We start from the raw sequence: 23514 nt of genomic DNA on the forward strand, positions 1-23514 counted from the left end.
GACCGCATGTCGCGCATTTTACAGCGAAGCCATATTGCCTTTGTCCATGATGTCTTCATGGCTGCGATTTCGTTCCCGTTGGCCCTTTATCTTCGGGTTGGCGATGGTGTGCGGTTTTATCAGGCTGACAACATCCTGTTTTCGGCTGCCTTGTTTACCCTGATTGCAGCGGCATCATTCTGGTATTTCGGGCTTTATCGCGGCATCTGGCGCTATGCGTCGCTTAATGATCTGACCCGAATTGCCAAGGCGGTTTCGGTTGCCGTGGCGGTTTTGTTCCTTGTGCTGTTTCTGACCACGCGTCTGGACTGGATGCCCCGTTCAGCACCGATAATCCAGTGGTTCCTGCTGATGGCGTTGCTGGGTGGATCGCGGCTGACCTACCGGATTGCCAAGGATAAATCCACCGCACGTGCACTGATCCGTCAGGGAACAACGCGTCTGCCTGTTTTGCTGATTGGTGCCGGTGACGAGGCCGAGGCCTTTATTCGTGAAACCGAACGATCGGCAGATACCCCGTTCAAGGTTGTCGGCATTGTGTCCCTGACCGAAGGACGGGTCGGACGCAACATGCATGGCGTCGATGTGCTTGCGACTGTTGATAAACTTGAAGACGTTATCAAAAAACTGGAAATGAGCCGCCATGGCCTTCCGCGCCGTCTTGTCCTGACCGGTGATGCGCTGCGCCACGAAGACAATGTCAAATGGGTGGAAATTGCTGATCGTTACGGCATGACGCTGGCGCGTTTGCCGAAACTCGGTGATCTGCGCGAAGGTCTTGCCGATCCGCTGCAAATTCGCCCGGTCGCCATCGAAGATTTGCTGGGCCGGCCACAAGCGCGTCTGGATCGTGATCGTGTGCGTGAAATGATCGGGGGCAAGCGGGTTCTGGTAACCGGCGCGGGGGGCTCGATCGGGTCGGAACTGGTGCGCCAGATTGCTTCTTATGGTCCAGCCAGCCTGACCCTGGTCGATGCGGGGGAATATAATCTTTATGCCATCGACATGGAAATGGCAGAAAAGTTCCCTGATCTGCCACGCGAAAGCATTCTGGGCGATGTTCGTGATCGTGTCCGGATCGGTCAGGTATTTGATCATGTGGCACCTGAAATCGTGTTTCATGCAGCAGCCTACAAGCATGTCCCGCTGGTCGAACACAATCCCAATGAAGGTATTCTGACCAATACCCTTGGCACCCGAAATGTTGCCGAGGCCTGCCGTGCAGCCGGTGTTGCGACCATGGTTCTGATTTCGACGGACAAGGCGGTAAACCCGGCCAATGTCATGGGGGCGTCCAAGCGTCTGGCAGAATGTTATTGTCAGGCGTTGGAGACATTGCCACTTGATCAGCGCGGTCCGACCCGTTTTGTCACTGTGCGGTTTGGGAATGTTCTGGGATCGACCGGATCGGTTGTACCATTGTTCCGCCGCCAGCTTGAAGCCGGTGGGCCGCTGACCGTAACGCATGAAGGCATCACCCGGTATTTCATGACCATTGCCGAGGCTGTCGAACTTGTCCTGCAATCAGCGGAACTTGGTCGCCATGGCGTGACCGATGGCGGAAAGATTTTCGTTCTTGATATGGGGCGTCCGGTCAAGATCATTGACCTCGCCCGTCAGATGATCCTGCTTTCGGGACTTCGTCCGGGCAAGGATGTCGAGATCAAGGTTACCGGTCTGCGCCCGGGTGAAAAGCTGTATGAAGAATTGTTCCATGACAGCGAACCGCCGGTTCCCACCGAAACCGATGGCGTCATGCTGGCAAGCCCGCGTGTGGTTGATTATGCCGAAATCAAACAGGTTTTCGATGCGCTTGAAGACAGTGCAACCAACCGCAATACCCACCAGACACTCGAACTGATCAGCAAGCTGGTGCCGGAATTCCAGCCGCCCGAAATTGGTGTCAAATCGATCTTTGCCGACACCCCGGCGGAAACGGCCAATCAAGTGACCGGTGATACGGCCTAGTTATCGGGCCATTTCAATCACGCATAGCCGAGCAATGGCGACGCATGTTCATTCATTGAAGGAATGAACTCGTGCGGAATTGTCGTTTGTCATTGCCAAATGCGGGCCATATCTTGCGCTCAGAATGACAAATCGGAATGACCTTGTTGATGGTTCACCGATTTTCCTGACGATCCGTCTATTGGAGGCCCCGCATGTCGGCAGATGCTTTTGTCCACCCTGATGAAATCCGTTCGATGTTTTCCGGCGCGATGTCGGACATGTACCGTGCCGAAGTGCCGCAATACGGCACCCTGATGGAACTCGTTTCGGACATCAATCAGGAAAGACTTGCTGCTGATCCCGTGCTTCGTGACGGACTTGTACGCAGTGATGACCTTGATCGTATTGATCTTGAACGTCATGGCGCAATCCGGCTGGGCAAGCCCGAAGAACTGTTCAATATGCGCCGCCTGTTTGCGGTGATGGGCATGCATCCGGTCGGGTATTACGATCTGTCGGTTGCCGGTGTGCCAGTGCATTCAACTGCATTTCGCCCGATTGATGACGATGCCCTGCGCCGCAATCCGTTCCGTGTTTTCACGTCGCTCCTGCGCCTTGAACTGATCGAGGATGCGCAACTGCGTACAGAGGCCGAAGCAATTCTGGCAAAGCGTGAAATCTTTACCCCAGATGCGCTGAAACTGATTTATCTGGCTGAAAAGAACGGCGGGCTTGATCGTGTTCAGGCCGAACAATTTGTGACCGAGGCACTGGAAACTTTCCGCTGGCACAGTGATGCGACGGTGTCACTTGAAACCTATCAGAAGCTTCATGATGCGCATCGCCTGATTGCCGATGTTGTTTGCTTCAAGGGGCCGCATATCAACCATCTGACCCCGCGGACCCTTGATATTGATGCGGTTCAGCGTGCCATGCCCGAACGCGGCATTTCGCCCAAGGCTATTGTCGAAGGTCCGCCGTCACGCAAATGTCCGATCCTTTTGCGCCAAACCAGCTTCAAGGCGCTCGAAGAACAGGTCTATTTCGCCGGGAGCAATCCGAAGGGAACGGCGGGCACCCACACCGCACGCTTTGGCGAGATCGAGCAGCGCGGTATTGCCCTGACCGCCGAGGGGCGCAAACTTTACGACACGCTTCTGGCATCGGTGCGCCACGCGGTCCAGGTTAGTGCGGGCGGATCAAACGCACGCGATTATGAAACCGAACTGGCCGAACGTTTTGCCGCCTTCCCCGATGATTACGAGACGCTCCGTGTCGAAAAGCTGGCTTTCTTCCGCTACAGCGTGACGGATGCTGGTCGCGATACAGCGGGTAAGGTTGATCGTGATGTTTCGGTAGACGAGCTGGTTGATCAGGGATTCCTGCATGCAGACCCGATCATCTATGAAGATTTCCTGCCGGTCAGTGCGGCGGGCATCTTCCAGTCGAATCTTGGCAGTGACGAACAGAAAAACTACGCCGAACAGTCCAATCAGGATGTGTTCGAGAAATGCCTTGGCGCATCTGTTGCCGATGAATTAGCGCTTTATGCCGCCCATCAACAGGCATCTATTGATCAGGCGTTCGAAACATTGGGTATTCGGAAAAACGTCGCCTGATCCGATAGTTGGCAAAAGCGATACGGGGTGGTCATTGGATCGCCCCGTTTTCAGTATCGGATGCCAAGACAGGTGGCGGGTTTGCAAAAGGCGGCCATGCAAGAATTCGGGGTCCACATTTTGCGCCGCACATGATAAAGCTCCGCGCGAAACATGGTTCGGACTCATTGATCATGTGTCGGCCCGGATCGAAATGATGTCATTTCTGTCCCGTTAAAAGGCCGGTTTTGCCCGCAACACTGTCACGTCGCATGCACGAGCAGCCATGCGCATTTCTGATATTGTGGGCCGATATATCATCAATGGGTCCGCAACCTTCATCACATTGATGCATGAAAGCGAACCCAATGACTGCTCGTATTGCGCGCGCGCTTATTTCCGTTTCCGACAAGACCGGTCTGGTCGAATTTGCCAAATCACTTCACGCCCAGGGTGTTGAAATTCTGTCGACTGGCGGCTCCGCCAAGGCGATCGAAGCCGCTGGTGTACCTGTTAAGGAAGTTGCCGATCACACCGGTTTTCCCGAAATCATGGACGGTCGTGTCAAGACTCTTCATCCGAAGATTCACGGCGGCCTTCTGGGCCGCCGTTCTCTTTCCAGCCACATGCAGGCGATGGAAGATAACGACATTTCCCCGATCGATCTGGTATGTGTGAACCTCTATCCGTTCGAAGAAACCGTTGCCAAGGGTGCCGATTTCGACACCTGCATCGAAAATATCGATATCGGCGGTCCAAGCATGATCCGCTCGGCGGCGAAAAACCATGAATCGGTTACCGTGGTTGTCGATCCGTCCGATTATGACCGTGTTGTCGCCGAAATGAATGACAATGCCGGTGCCACCACCGCTGAAACTCGTCGTGTTCTGGCCGCCAAGGCCTTTGCCCGCACCGGCGCTTATGACTCGGCGATTTCAAGCTGGTTTGCCGGTCAGCTTGGCGAAACCTTCCCGCAGCGCCTGAATGTTTCTGCCGAACTGAAACAGACCCTGCGTTATGGCGAAAATCCGCACCAGCAGGCCGCGTTCTACACCAACGGGAAAAACCGTCCGGGTGTGGCAACCGCGACCCAGCTTCAGGGCAAGGAACTGTCGTTTAACAACCTGAACGACACCGACGCTGCGTTTGAACTGGTATCCGAGTTTGACAAAAAGCCGGCTGTTGCGATCATCAAGCACGCCAACCCGTGCGGTGTTGCCGAGGGTTCAACCCTGATCGAAGCCTATAACAAGGCGCTGTCTTGTGATCCGGTTTCGGCATTTGGGGGCATCATTGCGGTCAACCGCACCCTTGATAAGGAAACTGCCGAAGAAATCGCCAAACTGTTTGCCGAAGTCGTGATTTGCCCGGATGCAGACGATGCCGCCAAGGAAGTTCTGGCAGCCAAGAAGAACCTGCGTCTGCTGGTAACCGGCGGCATGGCCGATCCGGAAGGCGAAGACATGACGCTTCGTTCGCTGGCGGGTGGTTATCTGCTTCAGAACCGTGATGCAGGCCGTGTGAAGCGCGAAGAACTGAAAGTCGTCACCAAGCGCAAGCCGACTGATGCCGAACTTGATGATCTTCTGTTTGCGTTCCGCGTTGGCAAGCACGTCAAATCAAACGCCATCGTTTATGTCAAAGACGGCAAGACCGTTGGTGTTGGTGCGGGTCAGATGAGCCGCGTTGACAGCTCGCGCATTGCCGCCTGGAAAGCAGAAGAAGCTGGCAAAAATGCCGGTGAAGCCGAACTGCGCACCAAGGGTTCGGTCGTATCGTCTGATGCGTTCTTCCCGTTTGCCGATGGTCTTCTGGCCGCGGTCAAGGCCGGTGCAACGGCTGTGATCCAGCCGGGTGGCTCCATGCGTGACGAAGAAGTCATTGCCGCAGCCGACGAACATGACATTGCCATGGTCTTTACCGGCATGCGTCACTTCCGCCACTAGGCGCGGTTGGGATCACGTCGAGATCAAATTGAAAAACCCCGGGAACTTCCCGGGGTTTTTTGTTGGCTATTTGATGCCAAGATGATCAGCAAGGGTATGACCGGAATACTCGGTGCGGAAAAGTCCGCGTTCCTGCAAACCCGGAACCACTTGATCAAGAAACAGGTCAACCGACTGATGTGACCCGCTGGGCAAGGCAATGATGCCGTCACCGGCATTGATATCAGCCCATGCCGCAATTTCGTTGATCGCATCCTCGGGCGTGCCGACCACGATCCAGTGCGATGACCCCATGACTTCCGGACGGGTCAGAAGGTCCTTGACCGTTGGTTGGTCGCGTTCAATCAGACGACGGACAAGGTCGCCATGGGTCTTGCTGCGCACCACCGTATCAGCGGGGGGCAACATGTCGGCAGTGACACGTGCATCCATCGGATGATCTGTCAGATCAAGGGCAATCAGTACCTTGACCTTGGCAATCATGCGGCGTGGGTCCATGCGGGCGTGGGTTTGGGCGAAAATTTCGCGGGCTTCTTCGCGGGTCGGGGCCAGATACATGTTAAGCCCGGGCAGGATGCGAATATCATCGGGGTCGCGGCCTTTGCTTGCCGCGCGTTCTCGCAAGTCACTGCGCAGTTCGCGCGCAACTTCCGGGTCCGGGGTGGCGGCAAAGATCGCATGGGCAACGGACGCAGCAAAGTCACGTCCGGCCGGCGACGCCCCGGCCTGAAACAACGGGACTTTGCCATTGCCAAAGGCCGGTGTGTTAAGCGGCCCGGCAACATCATAAAACTCCCCGTGATGATCAATCCGTGTCAGGGCGTCCGGGGTGCCATAAGTCCCACTTTCGCGGTCCGCAATGATGGCATTGGAAGGATAGCTTGCCCAAAGTTTGTGAACCACATCGCTAAATTCGGCAGCCTGTCGATAGCGATCCTCGCTTGATGGCATTTCCGAAATTCCGAAATTCTCGTTGCCATCAAGGGATGTGACGATGTTCCAGCCAACCCGGCCCTTGGACAGGATATTAAGCGACTGGACCTGGCGGGCGACGATATAGGGCGGATAAAAAGTCGTGGACGCCGTCGTGACCAGTCCGATCTTGCTGGTGTGTTCGGCCAGTGCCGCAAGCTGGATCGTCGGATCGAGACTGGAAAACCCGGGGGAACCGGCAATCATTTCCGGTTTCATGAAAAGCGTATCAGGACGAAACAGGAAGTCGATCTTGGCCTTTTCCGCGCGTTTGGCAATCTCGACAAAAAAGTCTGTGGAAAAGACATTTTCGACATTGCTGTCATCACGGCGCCAGGCATCATTCATCAACCAGGTCGGGGCGACGGACAAACCGATATGGATGTGCTTGCGGGTCGTCATGGCGGGCAGAATTCCTTTGATCGTCGTCTGTTGTATGCTTGATAATATGAATGAATATCATTTGCAGCATAAAACGCCTTGATCTATGTTCTGGTCAGGATTGAAAAACCGGACCTTTGAACGTGCTGTCTGCCCAAAATCTTGTTGTTTCCTATGGAAAATCACCGGTCCTGAACGGACTTTCGGTGCAGTTCGACACAGGCGGTGTGACGGCACTGGTCGGGCCAAACGGATGCGGGAAATCGACACTGCTCAAGGCGATCCTTGGTCTTTTGCCAAAATCAGCCGGGACCATCACCCTTGATGATGTTCCGATCGACGATATTCCGCGGCGAACCCTGGCACGGCGCATCGCCTATTTGCCACAGGAAAACCATTGCCCGGATTATATCGTTCTGGGTGAGCTGATCGAACTTGCCGGATATGCACGCTATTCCCTGTTTGGCGGGCCAAGTGCACAGGACCGGGCATTGTTTGCAGATGTTCTTCGCACCGTTGGGCTATCCGATATGGCCCATGTGCCGGTCAATTCACTTTCGGGCGGGCAACGCCAGCGGGCCTGGATCGCCATGGTTCTGGCACAGGATGCCGACATCATTCTGATGGACGAGCCGGTCAATCATCTGGATATGAAATACCAGTATGCCGTGCTTGATCTGGTGCGCCGTCTGGGTCAGGAGCATGGCAAAACAATCATCACGGTTTTGCACGACCTTAATCTGGCATCGGCATTTGCCGACCATGTTGTGATGGTCCGTCAGGGCAAAGCAGGTATTTGCGGCCCGACCAAACAGGTGATCACACCGGAAAACATCCGCATGGTCTTTGATTTCGATGCCGATGTTTTCATGCGCGAAGATCGTCTTGTCTGTTTGCCGCGTCAGGACGCACAGATGCGGGCTCGCGCAGAATGACCGGACGTGCAAAGGTCTTTTCGGCCTTCATTCTGATCCTGATGGCAGCATTTTTTGCCAATCTGTCACTTGGGGCGACCAATATTGCACCCGAAGACATCATTTTGGCGTTTTTCAGCTTTGATGCGGATAATTACGACCATTTTGTCGTGATCTATCAACGTCTTCCACGGGTATTGATTGCCGTTTTTGTCGGTTCGGTGATGGCATGCAGCGGTGCTGTGCTTCAGGGATTGATGCGCAATCCCCTCGCATCACCCGCACTTTTGGGGATCAATGCCGGTGCGACCCTGTTTGTGGTTGGCGGGGTGATATTTTTCGGGATTTCATCCGCATTTCAGGGAATTGCGGCGCTGACTGGCGGGATTTGCGGATTTGGCGCCTGTCTGATGGTTGCACGTATGTCGGGCATGGATGGCAATCCGCGGGGGTTGTCGCTTATTCTGTCCGGGGCGGTGGTTTCAATGCTGTTTATCGGCATTGCCAATGCCTTGCTGTTATCGACGCCGGAACTTCGAAACGAGTTCCTTGGCTGGGTAACGGGCAATATCAACCATGTCTATATCGACCGCCTTTATCAGATGTGGCCGGTTGGCGTCGGTGGTGTGGTCGTGCTTCTGATCTTGTCGCGCGCGCTGACCCTTATTGCCCTTGGCCCGGAAAAGGCGGCATCTGCCGGTGTGAATATTGTCCTTGTGTCGCGTCTGGCAATTGCATCCGTGGTTCTTTCAAGCAGTGCGGCGGTCGCAATTTGCGGCCCGATCGGGTTTGTCGGTCTGGTTGTGCCCCATATCGTGCGACCACTGGTCGGGGCAAAGCAGACAATGATCATTCCGGGCTGCATTTTGGTCGGGGCCAGCATTTGTCTGATTGCCGACATGGTTGCGCGACTGGCCTTCAGCCCGTTTGTTCTTCATACCGGCGTGATGATGGACCTGTTCGGTGGCGTTGTTTTTGCCTTTGTCGTGCGGCGCTATTACCTGACCCCCGGATTGCGGAGGTCATTGTAATGCGTTTGACGACCGGTCTTCATGGATATGTTGTTCTCAGATTTTCCGGTGGTTTGGAAATCCGTCTGCATAATCTGACCTGTGCGGTGATCCTGATGATGGTTGCTGTGGTCGGTGGTGTGGCGCTTTTGACCACAGGATCAACCGACAGCACATTTTCCGACCTTGTCGGATTGTTTGATGGCGATGCTGTCTCTGGTGATGTCGCATTTGCAATTGCAGATATCCGTCTGCCCCGCATTCTGATGGGGTTCATGGCAGGCTGGTGCGTTGCGCTGACCGGGGCGATGTTGCAATCACTTGCCCAAAATCCGCTGGCGGATCCGGGTCTGCTTGGGCTGAGCCAGGGGTCGCTTGTGGTCATCATGCTTGTTCTGGTTCTTTTTCCCGGATTGCCGTTGATCTTTACCCCCCTTGCCGGATTTGCCGGTGGGTTGGCGGTGGCCGTGCTGTTGATGGTACTGGTCGGGCGTCATCATTCCGGGGGGCTTGGCATTTTGCTGATGGGGATTGCGGTTGAAACCACTTTGTCATCGGTGACATCGATCCTGATCCTATATGCGCCGCCCGAACAGTCACACGCGATTTCAAGCTGGCTGGCCGGGTCGCTTTTCCATTCCGACTGGTCGGCTGTTGGCAGTTTTGCGGCATGGTTTGTTATCTCCATTCCGGCAATTCTGGTGATCGGTCGCAAATTGCGCAGTCTTGACCTTGGTGACCATATGGCGCTGGCCCTGGGGGAGGCCGTTCATATCACCAAGCCGGCCATTCTGATTGTTGCCGTGCTGTTGACGGCCGCGGCGACCGCCGCGGTCGGACCATTGGTGTTTCTGGGTGTGATGGCCCCGCATCTTGCCGGTTTCATATCCCCGGCAAAGGGGCGGGCGCGACTGTTTCTGGCGGCGATGACCGGGGGTGTTCTGGTGGTGGCGGCCGATGGATTGACGCGTCTTGGCCCTGATCAGGTGGCACTGCCGACCGGGCTTGCCATCATGATGATCGGGGCCCCGATTTTTATCATTTCCCTGCGTCTTCGGACCATTTCACAGGCCCGAACAGGTTGATACCCGATTGATTGGAGTTCCCATGCACAAGCTGTTTTTGACCCTGGCGCTGATTGTTGCAAGCGGACTGGCACATGCACAAAGTCACGATGTGCAGGATGATCGCGGGCGTACCGTGCCCATGCCCGATAGGCCCGAACGTATTGTTGTCTTGCAAGAACCGCTATTGGGGATTCCGATCCTTGAACTTGGGCTTGATATTGTCGGGTCTTACGGGCGCAACGATGATGGCAGTTCGATGTTGCGGGTCGATTTCATCAAGACCGTTCTGGGCAAGGATGGCGCTGATCTGGGGATTTCTGGTATCGGTCCGCTGGGGAATATTGACCTTGAAAAACTGAGTGCCCTGAAACCGGACCTGATCATTGGCGGGGAAAGTGACGCGGATAAGGCCGATATCCTGTCATCTGTCGCACCGGTTTATCTCAAAAACATCCGGACCCCGGATATCACCGGGTTCAGCACCCAGCAAAAACTGGCAGATCTTCTGGGCGTATCGGATCATTTCGATGCCCTGATGGCCGATTATAAAAGCCAGCTTGATGATGTGCGTGCCAAATTGCCCGAAGCCCCGGACGGAAAGACGTATCTGGCGGTGATCATTTATGACCAGATCAATGTCGTCAGCAACATGTCCGGTGTCATTCAGGCGATCGAGGATCTGGGATATCGTCGTGCAGACCTTCAAGGCAGTGGCAAGGCATCGGGCTATGGCCAAGGCTTCGCCGTGCCCCTGAGTTCCGAACAGTTCGCCCGCCTTAATCCTGATATTCTGATTATTATGAACAGTTATGTCAGTGCGGATCGTGGTCAGGCTGCCATTCGTGACCGGTTGAATGCCATTGTGCCCGGATGGGATCGTTTCCTGCGCCCCCACAAGGAAGGCCGGGTTCTTTATCTTGATTCGGTTGCCGTAACCACGCCAACGGTCGCCAGTGCGCGGCACACGCTTGATGCAATCGAAGCCTGGGCGACATCGAAATAGCATGGCTGATATAAACCAAACCCCCGCAACATGGTTGCAGGGGTTTGTTTCTTTGTCCGGGCCAGCACGATTTTAAATCGCGGGCTGGTTGCCTTTTGACGGCTGATCGGTCGGGGACGGGGCATCGTCATTATCATGGTCAATGACGGTGCCATCCTGTTCCAGTGCGACCGGATCTTTTGCACGGGTGTCAGGTGATTTGGCTGTGTTGTCCTGATGGACGCGCAGCGGGGCACGCCAATCTACGCTGCCAAATGAATGGCAGGACGGGCAGGATACGACCCAGCGATCAGTTTCCGCACCACACGCCCCGCAACGCCAATCCGGATCAGGATTGGCGTGGCTGGCCTTGATCAACAGATCGCGGGCCTTTGCGCCATCCTGATTTTCACGCAATTCCAGATCGGCCAGAAGCCGGTAATGGCGTGCCTCGGCTTTTGATGCCATTGCCTTTTCAAGGTTGCTGCGCGCAACCCCCCAAAGGTCCGCTTCAAGGGCGGCTTCGGCAAGGACGATCTGGCTTTCAACATGTTCGGGATTGGTTGCCACCAGCTTCTCAACCGATTTGACCTGTATCAGCGGGTCGCCGGTCAGGGTTTCACGATAAATGGTGCCCAGTGCTGCTGACGGCGCAACACGCCAGCTTTGCATGACAACGTCACGGGCCTTGGCATCCTGTTTGAGGTCACGATAAAGACCCGCCAGCAGGACGGCCGCGCCGGTGAATTCGGCGGATGCGCTTAATGCCTTGCGCAGGAGTTTGATCGCCTCGGCATTTTCACCAGCCGCAATGGCGTCTTCGGCCTTGGCTGTGATCAAAAGGGCGCGACGACGTGTCAGTTCCTGTTCATCGAACACCGATGCCTTTTGCGCATCCACCAGCAGGCTTAATGCACGGTCCCAACGTCGCGACGTCAGCAACAAGTCAAACAGGGTCACGATTACCGCCGGGTTGCGCGGACGCAACCGGTGGGCCCGTTCGGCGTAATCAAGTGCCGCTTCGCGGTCATCGGCCTTAAGGGCCAATTGCAACAGTCCACGCAGCCCGAAAAATGCCGAGTCCGGCTTTTCAAGCATCGCTTCGAACTGGCGTTTGGCAGCGTCGTTATTGCCATCCAGTTCGGCGGCCTGTGCTGTCAGAAGACGGGTCAGGGTGTCATCTTCAAGATAACGGTCAACCGCACGGGTATGTTTCAGGGCCTGACGCACATCGCCCGATGCCAGTTCAAGCAACCCCATGGTCAATGCCTGTTGGCCCTTTTTGCGGCGACGACTGCCAAGCAAACGCCCGATCCAGCCCGGCGAATTTGCAATCATTGTCCAGCCACGCCAGACCAGCACCATCACCACGGTCAAGGCCAGAAGGCCAAGTGCAACCATGCCGATCGACCCGTCAAACCGGTATCCCAGCCAGACAATCGTCATGTTGCCCGGGTTGTCGGCAAACCAGACGGTGCAGAAAACCAGAACAGCCGTGATCAGAATAAAGGTCAGAAGACGGATCATTGGCTGTCCTCCGCCCCGGTCAGAAGGCCGATGGCGTGGGCGCTAAGGGTTGCAATCGACGCGTTAAGGGTCTGACGGCGTTTGGCTGCATCAAGCCAGTCACGCACAGCAGCCTGTGCATGTTCACCTTCGACGCCGCTAAGTGCCGCGACCGCGCCATCCAGGTCATCTTGCGCCAGGGCGTTTTCTGCCAGAACAAGACGTCCCTCAAGGGATTCTTCGCCTGCGGCATCGACACGGCGGATCGGAACCAGCTTTTTGATGTTGGCCCAGGTCGCATCAAGGACACTCCCCGAATGATCGTCGGTCGCGGCGGCAACGGCTTCTTGCGCCATGATAGGGAAAGACTGACGCAGTTTTTCGATGGTTGGTGCACCCTGTTCGGCAAGTGGTTTAAGGGTTTCGATCTGATCAAGGATCACGGCGTCATCGCCGGCACTGCGTTCAAGCTGATTAAGGGCAATCATGAACGGTCCACCCCGCTGAAGCGCATCACGCAGGATGGTAACGGCCATGGCGATGGCCTGACCACGGCTTTCGACGCGAAGGCCGGTGGTGGCACGAACTTCTTCTTCCATGGTCGACAGGCGGGCGGACAGTTCACGCATTTCATTGGCCACACCGGCCAGTTCGCTTTCGACGCGTGCCAGTTCCTCGATCGGGGCGGTACGGGTCTCGATCTCGGCCATGCGGCGGGCAACCGTATTGTTAAGTGTGTCGCCACGTTCGCTGTTCAGTCGTTCACGCAGCGCATTGATCGTTCCTTCAAGACGCGACAGTCGTTCGGTCAAATCCGGATCGACCACAACCGCCCCGTCCGGGATCGGTGCTGCGTCGGCTGTTTCGCTGTCCATGCCGGTTACGGTCGGACGGGGTTCTTCGTCGGTTTTGACTTCGGCGTCATCCTTTTCGGCCATTGCGGCATCTTCGCTTGGTGCCGGAATGGTGTTTTCTTCTGATCCGCCTGCGGCTTCCGGCGCGTTGGTGACTGTGATTTCACCACTTTGCGGATTGTCTGCGTCAAAGCCGTCCGGTGCAATTTCAGCCAGAATATCGTTGGGGACAAACTGTGCCAGATGCGGCTGGGCATCGCGCCACCAGATTGCGCGGGTCAACCAGCCAGCTGCCAGGCCGCCAACAATGATCAGGACAAAGATGACAATTGCCTTGCCACCGGCACCCTTGCGGGCTGCTGTGCTTGCCGGTTTTTCGTCCTGTTGCTTTGCACCCGTTGATGTGGAGCCAGGCTTGGTGGCATCCGCCTTTGCCGGATTTTCGGCCTTGGGACTGCTATCGGGTTTCTTTGCCGAATTGTCGGACGGGCCGGGTTTTGATGCGGGGGTTGCATCTGCTTTTTTGGGGTCCGGGCTGGCATTGCCCTTGCTGTCAACGGAAATGGTTTCAGTTGGCTTTTCCGTATCGGTCGACTTTGCGGAAGCGTTGGTTTTTGGCGTTTCTGGTGTTTTCACGATCGGACCATTGCAGTTTGCGGTTATTCCCAAAACGGCGTCAGGTACGGCAAGCCGTTACGACGGACCCTAATAAGGAAAGAAGGTATTCTTGTGTCGGTTGTGATGCAACGTGCGTTCTATGCCATGTAAGGTCTGAGATCTTCGATTGCACTGCCGGGCTGAGGCAAATTGCATTCACCCCGGCCAGGTCACCTTCAAGTTTATAGCTTTGAACAAGCTTAACAAAGGTTTCCGCAGTGCGGGGAGAGAAAAATAAAACTGCATCAATGTGATGACTGCGAATGGCCGTCAGTACATCTTCGGGCAGTTCATCACTTGCGATTGCTTCATAAACTGTCTGGCGATCGATTTCATACCCGTCATCGCGCAGCATCGCGCCAAGATCGCCGGCTGTTTTGCGTGCCGCAGGATGAAAAAGCGGCCCATCAGATGCCATGACTTTCTGACGAATAAGGGTCGCAAGGTCATGAATGTCGCCATTTGCCGAATGAACGGAATTGAAACCCGCCTCCTGGCACATGCGTGCCGTGGCATCGCCGACACAAAATGCCGGTAAAGTGCGCTCGTTGCTAAGGCCGATAAAGGCACGCACACCATTGGCAGATGTGAAAATCAGCCCCTGATAGTGGCTGATATCAAGTGGATTTTGTCGTGCCGGGAACGAGATATGCAGCATCGGAGCAGACAGATGGCGGTAGCCGCGCGCATCAAGCGCGGCCACAAGGTCGGCAGAATCGGTTTCGGGCCGGGTATTTAACACCAAGGGTCCCATCTGCGTTCCCGTCCATTTATGGGATTAGGCCGAAATAAAGTCGGGCCCGCCACGTTGCTTCAATTCTTCACCGGCATCTGTGCCGGCTGCTGCGGCGGATGCCATATCGGGTTTGGCAATCAGGCGTTCGGTATCAAGTCGTTCACTGCCATCCGGGCGCACAATGCTGACACGCAAGCGCATGCTGCCATCGTCATTGAATTCTGCCAGTGCGGCAATCGGGGTGCGGCATGAACCGTCCAGTGCCTTGAGTGCGGCACGTTCGGCCGCCACGCGAATGGCCGATTTTTCACAATGAAGGGCGGCAAGCCAATCTTTGGTCTGGTGGTCTTCTTCGCGGATGGTAATGCCAATCGCACCCTGTGCGACTGCGGGCAACATGTCATCTTCGGCGATCGGTGCGGTTGCGATCTCCGGCTGACCCAACCGGTTAAGTCCGGCCATCGCAAGCAGGGTGGCATCAACCTGTTCCTCGCCCAGCTTGCGCAGGCGGGTCTGAACATTGCCACGGAATGTCACGACTTTCAGGTCCGGATATTTGTTCAGGATCATTGCCTGACGGCGCAGGGACGCCGATCCGATGACAGACCCCGCCGGCATTTCGGCAAAGCTTTTATATTTCAGCGAAATAAACGCATCGCGGACGTCTTCGCGCGGCAAAATGGTCGGCAGGATCATGCCATCGGGCAGGACTGTCGGCACATCCTTCATGCTGTGAACGGCAAGGTCAATTTCGCCCCCCATCAGGGCGTCATCGATTTCCTTGGTGAAAAGGCCCTTGCCGCCAATTTCGGACAAGGCACGATCAAGGATCTTGTCGCCGGTCGTGGTAATCACGGTAATGGCGATTGCACCGTCTTCTGCAAGTTCGGGATGCGCTTTTGCCAGTTTGTCACGGACCTCATGTGCCTGGGCAAGAGCCAAGGGTGAACCACGGGTACCGATGCGAAGTTTTGCTGTATCTGTCATGGCAGGAGTCTTAGTCGTAAAATCGTTTGGAAACAAGGTTCGCCAGCGGAAATCGGGTGCGAATTTTCCGTTCTGTCCACGGTGATGATAGCAACTGATTGGTTGTGCGCATTGACTTATATCGCGCGTGCCGTGGTGTCGGCGATCCGGGGGATTTGGATGAAAATTGCAGAAGTTGGGCGTGAAGCGCGATAACTGCATATGGCAAATGCGCCCGTCGGGGGTGGAAAGCAGGCAAACTTTCCGCTACATCATCGCCAGGCGTATTATTGTATTCCGATTGCCGACTGTTTGGCACACCCTGACCGGATCAGACCCATGATCGTACTTGGTATCGAAACAAGCTGTGATGAAACGGCCGCTGCTGTCGTCAATGACAAGCGCGAAATTCTGGCAAACCGTGTTTTGTCCCAGCTTGACGATCATCGTCCCTATGGCGGGGTTGTGCCCGAAATTGCCGCGCGCGCCCATCTCGAACATCTTGACCGGCTGGTCGCTGAGGCCATGGATGATGCCGGTGTCGATTTCGACGATCTTGATGCGGTTGCCTGCACCGGCGGGCCGGGGCTTATCGGCGGGGTGATGGTTGGCACCATGACGGCCAAGGCCATTGCCTTTGCCGCCAACAAGCCGTTTCTGGCGGTCAATCATCTTGAAGGTCATGCGCTTACCGTGCGTCTGACCGATGATGTTGCGTTTCCCTATTTGCTGTTGCTGGTCTCCGGTGGTCATTGTCAGGTTCTGATTGTCGAAGGTGTCGGCAAATACAAACGGATCGGCACAACCATTGATGATGCGGTCGGCGAAGCTTTTGACAAGACTGCCAAAATGATGGGCCTTGGCTATCCGGGCGGTCCCGCCCTGGAAAAGATCGCGGCAAAGGGCGATCCGGATCGTTTTGGCCTGCCGCGCCCGTTGCGCGGCCGCCCGGGCTGTGATTTTTCGTTTTCCGGGCTCAAGACCGCTGTTCGCACATATATGGACGGTTTTCCTGTCGATCAGCAAACAGACGAAGTCAAAGCCGATCTTGCCGCATCTTTCCAGCGTGCTGTCGGTGATACGCTGATTGATCGGGCGCGCAATGCGGTGTTTGAATTCATGCGCGATTACCCGACGGGCAAAACGCTGGTTCTTGCCGGCGGGGTTGCCGCCAACAAATATCTGCGCGGCCGTCTGACGGAATTGACAGATCAGGCGGGGATGCAGCTTGTTGCGCCGCCACTTGATCTTTGCACCGATAATGCCGCGATGATCGCCTGGGCCGGGTTGGAACGGTTCCGGCTTGGCGAACGCGATGATCTTGATTTCAAGCCGCGTCCGCGCTGGCCACTCGACCCCGAAGCCCCCAAAAGACCCGGTGCCGGCGTCAAGGCCTAGTAGCTCTCGGGGCGGGTTACCACGATACGAAACGACTTCATTTTTGCCGGAACAATGAACATGAAAAAGCGCATTACAGTTGTTGGTGGCGGTGCCTGGGGAACGGCTCTTGCGGTGCAGGCGGTGCGTGCGGGCGAAGATGTCGAACTGATCTTGCGCAATCCCGACCTTGCGGACCGGATCAACAATAACGGCGAGAATGACTTTTACCTGCCCGGTATTTCGTTGCCAGGCGCGCTTCGCGCGACAACAAACTATGACGGTATTCGCGATTCAGATGCTGTGCTTCTGGTCACGCCAGCACAGCATTTGCGTGAAACCCTGACCCGGTTTGCCGCGCATTGGACGGATAATCTTCCGGCGGTGATTTGCTGCAAGGGAATTGAAAAGGAAACCGGTGCCCTGATGGCGCAGGTGGTCAATGAGACCCTTGGCAATGTGCCGGTTGCGGTGCTTTCCGGGCCAACATTCGCACAGGAAGTCGCGGTTGGCCTGCCCGCTGCGATCACGCTTGCCTGCGAAGATCGGGTGCTTGGAAAGCGACTGGTCGATCTTATCGGGACCCCGGAATTCCGTCCTTATTTCAGCACTGATGTTGCCGGTGTCGAAGTTGCAGGCGCAATCAAGAACGTCCTTGCGATTGCAAGCGGTGTGGTTGCCGGGCTCAAGCTTGGTGACAATGCGCGCGCGGCCCTGATTACACGGGGAATTGCTGAAATGTCGCGCCTTGCTGTTGCGATGGGCGGACGGGTTGAAACCATGATGGGGCTGGCGGGTCTTGGTGATTTGACCCTGACCTGTACCGGTACGCTTTCGCGCAATTACACCTTTGGCGTTGCCCTTGGCGAAGGCCGCAAGGCCAAGGATATTCTTGCAGAACGTCGTTCCGTGACCGAGGGCGTTCATACCGCTGCGTCCATTACGGCGGTTGCGGCAAAATACGGTGTTGAAATGCCGATCTGTGCCGCGGTCGATCAGGTCGCAAACCATAATGCCGATCTGCGCAGCACGATTAACGCCCTGTTGCAACGTCCGTTCCGCGATGAACTGGAAAGTGCCGGCTGACGCCGGGCTGCTGTTTGTGCGAGCCTTGTCGTCCCGATTGGTTCGGCTTGAGAATGTCGGGTGGTTCTGTCACTTTATGGCTATTGACCCCATAAAGAAGCAGGAAACAGTCCATGCATTTCTATATCCGTTGCGTTGACAAGCCCGGTCATCTTGATGTCCGTAAGGCCAATCGTGATGACCATCTTGCCTATATCAAGGGTGGCTTTGCTGATCGTATTGTTGCGGCAGGTCCGACCCTTGATCCCGATCTTGAGGGCATGAATGGTTCGGTCTTTATCATCGAGTTCGATAAAATCGAAGATGCCCGCGAATTTGCGGCCAATGACCCCTATGCCAAGGCCGGGCTTTTTGAATCGGTTGTTATCCGCCCGTTCAAGAAGGTGTTCTGATCCATGGCATATTGGCTGGTCAAAACCGAACCGGGAAGCTGGTCGTGGGACGACCAGGTCAAGAAAGATGTCGAAGGCTGGGACGGTGTGCGTAACCATCAGGCCGCGAAGAATTTGCGCACCATGAAAATCGGTGACAAGGCGTTCTTTTATCATTCGGTGAATGAAAAACGCATTGTTGGCATTGTTGAAGTGGTGCGCGAATTCTATCCAGATCCGACCGATGCGACCGGCAAGTTCGTGCAGGTTGATTTCAAGACGGTCAAGCCGTTCAAAACGCCGGTGACCCTTGCCGATATCAAGGCTGATCCGCGCTTTGCCGAGCTGTCATTGCTTAAACAGTCGCGCCTGTCTGTGATGCCGATTGATGATGCGTCCTGGGCGGCGATCTGTGAAATGGGCGGGGTGACACCGTGATCAGTCTTCCGGAATCCGGGACCGTTTTATGCGCGCTTTCTGATCTTGATGCGACCGGTGCCAAAGGCATCAATCTTGCCGGCACCGGTATCTTTGTCGTTCGAAGCGGCGGTGATGTGTTTGGGTATGTAAACAGCTGCCCGCATATCGGTGTGCCGCTTGAAATGGAACCGGACGAATTCATTAGTGATTTCGGTGAAGAAATCATCTGTTCAACCCACGGCGCACGGTTCCGCATCGAAGACGGGGAATGTGTTTCGGGTCCTTGCACCGGTGATGTTCTTGAACCGGTCGCAGTTAAGATCAAAGGCGAGAACGTGGTTCTCGCCTGATCGCAAAGTTGATGTTTTAATGCGATCGAAACGGCGATCCTAGGTTCCTTGGGACGCCGTTTTTGCAATCACGTCATCCAGATGACCGGTAATGACAGCAAGCTGATCGGGTTCGGACAAGCGATGATCACCGGTCTTGATCAGATCAACCCGAACATCATCGCCGACCAGTGCCTCGGTCAGGCGAATGGCGGTTTGCCAGGGCACATCGGGGTCTTGCATGCCTTGTACCAGCCGGACCGGACAGCAAAGATCAATCGGCTTGCGCAGCAAAAGCTGGTTGCGGCCATCCTCGATCAGATCACGCGTGATGGTATAGGGATCATCTCCGTATTCCGTGGGTTCGATCAGCGCACCGTCTTCAAGGATCGCTTTCTTCTGGTCTTCACTGAATTTTGCCCACATCAGATCTTCTGTGAAGTCCGGCGCTGCTGCAATCCCGACCAGGCCTGCGACCCGTTCCTTGCGTGCTAGCGCGGTCAGAAGCATGATCCATCCGCCCATTGATGATCCGACCAATATCTGCGGGCCGGTTGTGATTTCATCAAGAATGGCAATGGCATCGCTGGCCCATTTGCCGATCGTCCCGTCTGCGAATTTCCCCGACGATTGTCCGTGACCGGAATAGTCAAAGCGGGTATAAGCCACCCCCTGCCGAACGCAGTGTGCCTCAAGGTGCGTGGCCTTGGTGCCGGTCATGTCCGACATGAAGCCGCCAAGGAACATCACGCCGGGAGTATTGGGGGCCTGTACGTCAGATGGCTTGCCCGGCACGTGATGGTATGCGATTTTTAACCCGTCAGGTCGGTCAAGAAATTGGGGCTTTTCACGCTGTGGCGTCGGCATGTCATGTGTCATCCGGGGCGGGATCCTTGGGTGTTGATGGTTGGAGTTGCATGAGCGCGTCAGAAGTAATGACAGAAACAGTCTATCGAACCGAGCCCCGAGTGCAAGACGGGGACTATCGTCCTGCCGTGATTCTGCAAGTGCTGCCCGAACTTGATGCCGGCGGGGTGGAGCGCGGTACCGTCGATATTGCGCGTGCCATCGTCGATGGTGGTGGCAAGGCTCTTGTCGCATCGCAAGGCGGGCGCCTTGAGCGTGAACTGGCCCGTTTTGGCGCCAAACACATTAACCTGCCGCTCAAATCCAAAAACATTCTGGTGATGCGCAGAAATATTGACGCGCTGGTAAAGCTGATCCGGGAAGAAGGGGTTGATATCATTCACGCCCGGTCACGGGCGCCTGCCTGGAGCGCGTATTTCGCGGCACGCAAGGCCGGCATTCCGTTTGTCACGACGTTCCACGGCACCTATTCCGGCTATACCAATCCGTTCAAGCGCCGTTACAACGCGATCATGACCATGGGCGATCAGGTGATTGCGATTTCCAAGCATATCGCCAATCACATCAACAAATATTACAAGGTTGACCCGGATCGGCTGAACATTGTGCCACGTGGTACGAATGTTGATCTGTTTAATCCGGAAAATGTCAGTCAGGAACGCCTGATTGCGCTCTCGACCCAATGGCGTCTGAATGGTGAAGAATATGTCATCATGATGCCAGGTCGGATCACGCGCTGGAAAGGGCACAGTTTCCTGATTCGTGCCCTGCCGGCCGTCCTTGAAGAGCTGGGCCACCGAAAGGTGCGTTGCCTGATTGTCGGATCGGACCAGGGGCGAACAGCCTACCGCGAGGAAATCCTGCAATTGACCCGCAAGCTCGGTGTTGAGGATGTGGTGCATATCGTCGACCATTGTGCCGATATGCCTGCTGCTTACATGTTGGCAGATGTTGTTGCGTGTCCGTCAGTAGAACCTGAGGCTTTCGGTCGTATTCCATCCGAGGCCCAGGCCATGGGGCGGCCGGTTGTTTCAACAGCCCATGGTGGCGCGATGGAGACGGTCTTGCCTGGCGAAACCGGTTGGCTGGTCAGTCCGAACGAGGTCGATCAGCTATCCCGAGCATTGATTCAGGTCCTGAGCCTGACGCCGGAAAAACGGGCAATTCTGGCGAGCAAAGGACGCAATCACGTGATTGCGGAATATTCGCTTGAACAGATGGCTGAGCGGACCTTGCGGGTATACGCCAAGGCGCTCAAGCGCGTTACCAGGAACGCAGTATGACCGATCAAAAAATTGAAACCGGCCAGGATCCTGCGATTTCTCTCGCGGTTGACGATGGTGCTGTGTCTGCACCAGAACCGCATCGAGAGAGGATTCTTGTTATCAAGCTGTCGGCGCTTGGGGATGTCATCCTGGCCTTGGGGCCGTTTGCGGCCATCCGGGCAGCACATCCTGACGCGCATATCACCGTTTTGACCACCCGTCCCTATGTCGATCTGATGAAGGCAAGTGGTCATTTTGACTCCATCGCCATTGATCGCCGCCCCAAACTGAGCCAGCCACGTGAAGTTCTGGCACTGCGCCGTTTTCTGCGCAATGGCAGGTTTGATCGGGTGTATGATCTTCAGACATCAGATCGCAGCGGTTTTTATTACAAGCTGTTCTGGCCGGGCCCGAAACCGGAATGGTCGGGGATCGCCAGAGGCTGTTCGCATCCTCACGCCAATCCGCACCGGGATTCGATGCATTCAATTGATCGTATGGCCGAACAACTGCATGACGCGGGCATTTCCGATGTGCCGCTTCCTTATATTCAGGGTCCGGATATTGATCTTGAACGGTTCGGTATTCGAAGCCCGTTTGTCCTGATTTGTCCGGGCGGGGCGCCACATCGTCCGGCAAAGCGCTGGCCTGCTGAACGATTTGGTCTGTTGGCCAAGAAGCTTGCAGACTACCGTTTGACGCCGGTCCTGATTGGAACAGACAAGGAAAGCGACGTTCTTAAAAAGATTGATCAGATGTGCCCCAAGGCCAGAAACCTTATGGGACGGACTGATTTCCTTGAAATTGCATCGCTTGCCGCGCGTTCGGTGCTGACCATTGGCAATGATACCGGGCCGATGCATATCGCGGCTGCTGCGGGGGCACCGTCCATTGTGCTGTTTTCCCGCGAATCTGATCCGAAACTCAGTGCGCCGCGCGGACTTTCAAAGGATGCTGTCAGTATTATCCGCGAAAGTGATCTGCGTCAGTTGACCGTCAACCGGGTGATGGATGAAGTACGTCACCGTCTCGATCTGACAGATTAGGTGTCTTGCGCAAATGCCGTTACAGGGGCTTGTGAATAAAAGGCGCAGAAAATGGCGCTTTGCGTCCGGTTTAATTGCCTAAAAACATTGCTTTCTGAACGCACGCGGATATGCTAGGTGAGGTCGGAACGAAAACACTGTCGGATCAAGCGGTGCTTTTCGTCGTTTCTGTTTGTGACCGATTTGTTTGATTACCATAGGAGATTATCCATAGCACGACCACGCAAACCGATGCAGCCGACCAAGGAAGGTCCGCGCGTCAATGAGGATATCAAAGCCCGTTCCATCTGTGTTGTCGATGCCGAAGGCAATATGTCGGAGCCGATGACGGTGCGTGAAGGCATTGAAATGGCAGCGGAAGTTGGACTCGACCTCGTCGAAGTCGCGCCGAATGCTGAACCGCCTGTGTGCAAGCTGATCGACTACGGCAAGTTCAAATACGAACAAAGCAAGAAGCAGAACGAGGCCAAGAAGAAACAGAAGGTGATCGAGGTCAAGGAGATCAAACTCCGTCCGAACATCGACACCCATGACTACAATGTCAAACTGCGCGCCGCGCAGAAGTTTCTTGGCGGTGGAGACAAGGTGAAAGTCACGCTGCGGTTCCGCGGACGTGAAATGGCTCACCAAGATCTCGGTCTTGGCATGCTGCAACGTTTTTCGGGGGATCTCGACGATCTCGCAAAAGCGGAAATGATGCCAAAGATGGAAGGCCGTGTTATGATTATGGTGCTGGCGCCGCGTTAAGACGCGGCGTTTTGCCGTTTTGCCCCAAGGTCCAAGCCAAAGAGGGAATGCCATGCCAGCTGGAAATGATCTTCTGATCGTTGGTGTCGATGACGATCCCAAGAGTCTGGTTCTGCTCAAACGAATCGTCGAAAGCGGCGGTTTCTCGTTTGTCGGTGTTTCCTCTGGCGCGGAGCTTCTCAAGCTTCTGAAGACCAAGCGCCCCCGTATCATTCTGATGGATATCATGATGCCGGACATGAACGGGTTTGAAACCGCGCTGAATGTGCGTACCCAGTTCCCGGATCTGGCCTGTGCCATCATTTATGTAACAGCCCGTCAGGGCGAAGAAGATCTGCGCGGCGGTGTTGCTGCGGGGGGCAATGATTTTGTTCTCAAACCGGTCAATCGCGAAAAACTCATGAGCCGAATCGACAAGTGGATCGGCCGCGCCCACACCATCAAAACCGCTGTTTGATCCAATCACC

Annotated in this window: 22 protein-coding genes; 16 read left to right on the forward strand and 6 right to left on the reverse strand. The window is 55.5% G+C overall.

Features of this window, described 5'->3' with window-relative positions; all coding sequences use genetic code 11:
- The first annotated feature begins 6 nt into the window (after window positions 1-6).
- The 3 genes from SIB88_RS02845 (at window position 7) to purH (ending at window position 5494) form a co-directional block, all read left to right on the forward strand.
- Window positions 7-1968 (forward strand): polysaccharide biosynthesis protein, encoded by a 1962-nt coding sequence (locus SIB88_RS02845; RefSeq protein WP_288349072.1) that lies wholly within the window; start codon window positions 7-9, stop codon window positions 1966-1968.
- Between the two features lie 194 nt (window positions 1969-2162).
- Window positions 2163-3569 (forward strand): VOC family protein, encoded by a 1407-nt coding sequence (locus SIB88_RS02850; protein WP_412559278.1) that lies wholly within the window; start codon window positions 2163-2165, stop codon window positions 3567-3569.
- 347 nt (window positions 3570-3916) lie between these two features.
- A complete protein-coding gene (purH, locus tag SIB88_RS02855; RefSeq protein ID WP_412559279.1) occupies window positions 3917-5494 on the forward strand; it encodes a bifunctional phosphoribosylaminoimidazolecarboxamide formyltransferase/IMP cyclohydrolase in 1578 nt (525 codons plus the stop codon).
- Between the two features lie 66 nt (window positions 5495-5560).
- On the opposite strand, the gene SIB88_RS02860 is transcribed toward purH, so the two are convergent.
- The gene (locus SIB88_RS02860; protein WP_412559280.1) at window positions 5561-6868 is read right to left on the reverse strand and encodes an NtaA/DmoA family FMN-dependent monooxygenase; all 1308 of its coding nucleotides are present in this window, start codon (window positions 6866-6868) and stop codon (window positions 5561-5563) included.
- 122 nt (window positions 6869-6990) lie between these two features.
- Between SIB88_RS02860 and SIB88_RS02865 the strand changes: the two genes are divergently transcribed.
- From SIB88_RS02865 to SIB88_RS02880, 4 genes are read left to right on the forward strand one after another with little or no spacing between them, the layout of a single operon-like run.
- Window positions 6991-7782, forward strand: coding sequence for an ABC transporter ATP-binding protein (locus SIB88_RS02865; protein WP_412559281.1), 792 nt, complete (start codon window positions 6991-6993; stop codon window positions 7780-7782).
- Window positions 7779-8792: a FecCD family ABC transporter permease gene (locus SIB88_RS02870; protein ID WP_412559282.1), complete on the forward strand. Its 1014-nt coding sequence runs from the start codon at window positions 7779-7781 to the stop codon at window positions 8790-8792. The genes SIB88_RS02865 and SIB88_RS02870 overlap by 4 nt, the downstream gene beginning before the upstream one ends.
- Window positions 8792-9856 carry a FecCD family ABC transporter permease gene (locus SIB88_RS02875; protein ID WP_412559283.1) on the forward strand — a complete coding sequence of 355 codons (1065 nt, stop codon included), beginning with the start codon at window positions 8792-8794 and terminating at the stop codon, window positions 9854-9856. The genes SIB88_RS02870 and SIB88_RS02875 overlap by 1 nt, the downstream gene beginning before the upstream one ends.
- 22 nt (window positions 9857-9878) lie before the next feature.
- On the forward strand, window positions 9879-10841 hold the full coding sequence (locus SIB88_RS02880; protein ID WP_412559284.1) for an ABC transporter substrate-binding protein: 963 nt from the start codon (window positions 9879-9881) through the stop codon (window positions 10839-10841).
- Window positions 10842-10913: 72 nt separating this feature from the next.
- Here the strand turns inward: SIB88_RS02880 and SIB88_RS02885 are convergent, their stop codons facing one another.
- The 4 genes from SIB88_RS02885 to hemC are packed head-to-tail and all read right to left on the reverse strand — an operon-like array spanning window position 10914 to window position 15560.
- Window positions 10914-12347, reverse strand: a complete 1434-nt coding sequence (locus SIB88_RS02885; protein ID WP_412559285.1) for a heme biosynthesis protein HemY — start codon at window positions 12345-12347, stop codon at window positions 10914-10916.
- Window positions 12344-13816 (reverse strand): mitofilin family membrane protein, encoded by a 1473-nt coding sequence (locus SIB88_RS02890; RefSeq protein ID WP_412559286.1) that lies wholly within the window; start codon window positions 13814-13816, stop codon window positions 12344-12346. The genes SIB88_RS02885 and SIB88_RS02890 overlap by 4 nt, the downstream gene beginning before the upstream one ends.
- Window positions 13817-13856: 40 nt before the next feature.
- On the reverse strand, window positions 13857-14591 hold the full coding sequence (locus SIB88_RS02895; RefSeq protein ID WP_412559287.1) for a uroporphyrinogen-III synthase: 735 nt from the start codon (window positions 14589-14591) through the stop codon (window positions 13857-13859).
- Window positions 14592-14615: 24 nt separating this feature from the next.
- Entirely contained in the window at window positions 14616-15560 is a 945-nt protein-coding gene (hemC, locus tag SIB88_RS02900; RefSeq protein ID WP_114112007.1) for a hydroxymethylbilane synthase, read from the reverse strand.
- 318 nt (window positions 15561-15878) lie between these two features.
- On the opposite strand from hemC, the gene tsaD reads away from it, so the two are divergent.
- The 5 genes from tsaD to SIB88_RS02925 all read left to right on the forward strand — a co-directional run bounded on the left by tsaD (window position 15879) and on the right by SIB88_RS02925 (window position 19143).
- Window positions 15879-16937: a tRNA (adenosine(37)-N6)-threonylcarbamoyltransferase complex transferase subunit TsaD gene (gene tsaD / locus SIB88_RS02905; RefSeq protein ID WP_114112346.1), complete on the forward strand. Its 1059-nt coding sequence runs from the start codon at window positions 15879-15881 to the stop codon at window positions 16935-16937.
- A gap of 60 nt (window positions 16938-16997) precedes the next feature.
- Window positions 16998-18002: an NAD(P)H-dependent glycerol-3-phosphate dehydrogenase gene (locus SIB88_RS02910; RefSeq protein ID WP_114112345.1), complete on the forward strand. Its 1005-nt coding sequence runs from the start codon at window positions 16998-17000 to the stop codon at window positions 18000-18002.
- 113 nt (window positions 18003-18115) lie between these two features.
- Entirely contained in the window at window positions 18116-18394 is a 279-nt protein-coding gene (locus SIB88_RS02915) for a YciI family protein (protein WP_101246519.1), read from the forward strand.
- Between the two features lie 3 nt (window positions 18395-18397).
- Window positions 18398-18811 carry an EVE domain-containing protein gene (locus tag SIB88_RS02920; RefSeq protein ID WP_101246518.1) on the forward strand — a complete coding sequence of 138 codons (414 nt, stop codon included), beginning with the start codon at window positions 18398-18400 and terminating at the stop codon, window positions 18809-18811.
- Window positions 18808-19143, forward strand: a complete 336-nt coding sequence (locus SIB88_RS02925; protein WP_228194763.1) for a Rieske (2Fe-2S) protein — start codon at window positions 18808-18810, stop codon at window positions 19141-19143. Before SIB88_RS02920 ends, SIB88_RS02925 begins: the two co-directional genes overlap by 4 nt.
- 39 nt (window positions 19144-19182) lie before the next feature.
- Here the strand turns inward: SIB88_RS02925 and SIB88_RS02930 are convergent, their stop codons facing one another.
- Window positions 19183-20001 carry an alpha/beta hydrolase gene (locus tag SIB88_RS02930; protein ID WP_412559288.1) on the reverse strand — a complete coding sequence of 273 codons (819 nt, stop codon included), beginning with the start codon at window positions 19999-20001 and terminating at the stop codon, window positions 19183-19185.
- Window positions 20002-20117: 116 nt separating this feature from the next.
- On the opposite strand from SIB88_RS02930, the gene SIB88_RS02935 reads away from it, so the two are divergent.
- The 4 genes from SIB88_RS02935 (at window position 20118) to SIB88_RS02950 (ending at window position 23504) form a co-directional block, all read left to right on the forward strand.
- Window positions 20118-21272 carry a glycosyltransferase family 4 protein gene (locus SIB88_RS02935; protein ID WP_348656572.1) on the forward strand — a complete coding sequence of 385 codons (1155 nt, stop codon included), beginning with the start codon at window positions 20118-20120 and terminating at the stop codon, window positions 21270-21272.
- A complete protein-coding gene (locus SIB88_RS02940) occupies window positions 21269-22300 on the forward strand; it encodes a glycosyltransferase family 9 protein (RefSeq protein ID WP_412559289.1) in 1032 nt (343 codons plus the stop codon). Before SIB88_RS02935 ends, SIB88_RS02940 begins: the two co-directional genes overlap by 4 nt.
- Before the next feature lie 231 nt (window positions 22301-22531).
- Window positions 22532-23047, forward strand: coding sequence for a translation initiation factor IF-3 (gene infC, locus SIB88_RS02945; protein ID WP_101246514.1), 516 nt, complete (start codon window positions 22532-22534; stop codon window positions 23045-23047).
- Window positions 23048-23099: 52 nt separating this feature from the next.
- Window positions 23100-23504 carry a response regulator gene (locus tag SIB88_RS02950; RefSeq protein ID WP_101246513.1) on the forward strand — a complete coding sequence of 135 codons (405 nt, stop codon included), beginning with the start codon at window positions 23100-23102 and terminating at the stop codon, window positions 23502-23504.
- Window positions 23505-23514 lie beyond the last annotated feature (10 nt).

This window comes from Thalassospira sp. MIT121401 (genome assembly GCF_047125595.1).
Taxonomy (GTDB): domain Bacteria; phylum Pseudomonadota; class Alphaproteobacteria; order Rhodospirillales; family Thalassospiraceae; genus Thalassospira; species Thalassospira povalilytica.

Coding starts and splice junctions, on each gene's coding strand:
- SIB88_RS02845 (WP_288349072.1), top strand. CDS start 7: ATGTCGCGCATTTTACAGCGAAGCCATATTGCCTTTGTCCATGATGTC.
- SIB88_RS02850 (WP_412559278.1), top strand. CDS start 2,163: ATGTCGGCAGATGCTTTTGTCCACCCTGATGAAATCCGTTCGATGTTT.
- purH (WP_412559279.1), top strand. CDS start 3,917: ATGACTGCTCGTATTGCGCGCGCGCTTATTTCCGTTTCCGACAAGACC.
- SIB88_RS02860 (WP_412559280.1), bottom strand. CDS start 6,868: ATGACGACCCGCAAGCACATCCATATCGGTTTGTCCGTCGCCCCGACC.
- SIB88_RS02870 (WP_412559282.1), top strand. CDS start 7,779: ATGACCGGACGTGCAAAGGTCTTTTCGGCCTTCATTCTGATCCTGATG.
- SIB88_RS02875 (WP_412559283.1), top strand. CDS start 8,792: ATGCGTTTGACGACCGGTCTTCATGGATATGTTGTTCTCAGATTTTCC.
- SIB88_RS02880 (WP_412559284.1), top strand. CDS start 9,879: ATGCACAAGCTGTTTTTGACCCTGGCGCTGATTGTTGCAAGCGGACTG.
- SIB88_RS02885 (WP_412559285.1), bottom strand. CDS start 12,347: ATGATCCGTCTTCTGACCTTTATTCTGATCACGGCTGTTCTGGTTTTC.
- SIB88_RS02895 (WP_412559287.1), bottom strand. CDS start 14,591: ATGGGACCCTTGGTGTTAAATACCCGGCCCGAAACCGATTCTGCCGAC.
- hemC (WP_114112007.1), bottom strand. CDS start 15,560: ATGACAGATACAGCAAAACTTCGCATCGGTACCCGTGGTTCACCCTTG.
- tsaD (WP_114112346.1), top strand. CDS start 15,879: ATGATCGTACTTGGTATCGAAACAAGCTGTGATGAAACGGCCGCTGCT.
- SIB88_RS02910 (WP_114112345.1), top strand. CDS start 16,998: ATGAAAAAGCGCATTACAGTTGTTGGTGGCGGTGCCTGGGGAACGGCT.
- SIB88_RS02915 (WP_101246519.1), top strand. CDS start 18,116: ATGCATTTCTATATCCGTTGCGTTGACAAGCCCGGTCATCTTGATGTC.
- SIB88_RS02920 (WP_101246518.1), top strand. CDS start 18,398: ATGGCATATTGGCTGGTCAAAACCGAACCGGGAAGCTGGTCGTGGGAC.
- SIB88_RS02930 (WP_412559288.1), bottom strand. CDS start 20,001: ATGACACATGACATGCCGACGCCACAGCGTGAAAAGCCCCAATTTCTT.
- SIB88_RS02940 (WP_412559289.1), top strand. CDS start 21,269: ATGACCGATCAAAAAATTGAAACCGGCCAGGATCCTGCGATTTCTCTC.
- infC (WP_101246514.1), top strand. CDS start 22,532: ATGCAGCCGACCAAGGAAGGTCCGCGCGTCAATGAGGATATCAAAGCC.
- SIB88_RS02950 (WP_101246513.1), top strand. CDS start 23,100: ATGCCAGCTGGAAATGATCTTCTGATCGTTGGTGTCGATGACGATCCC.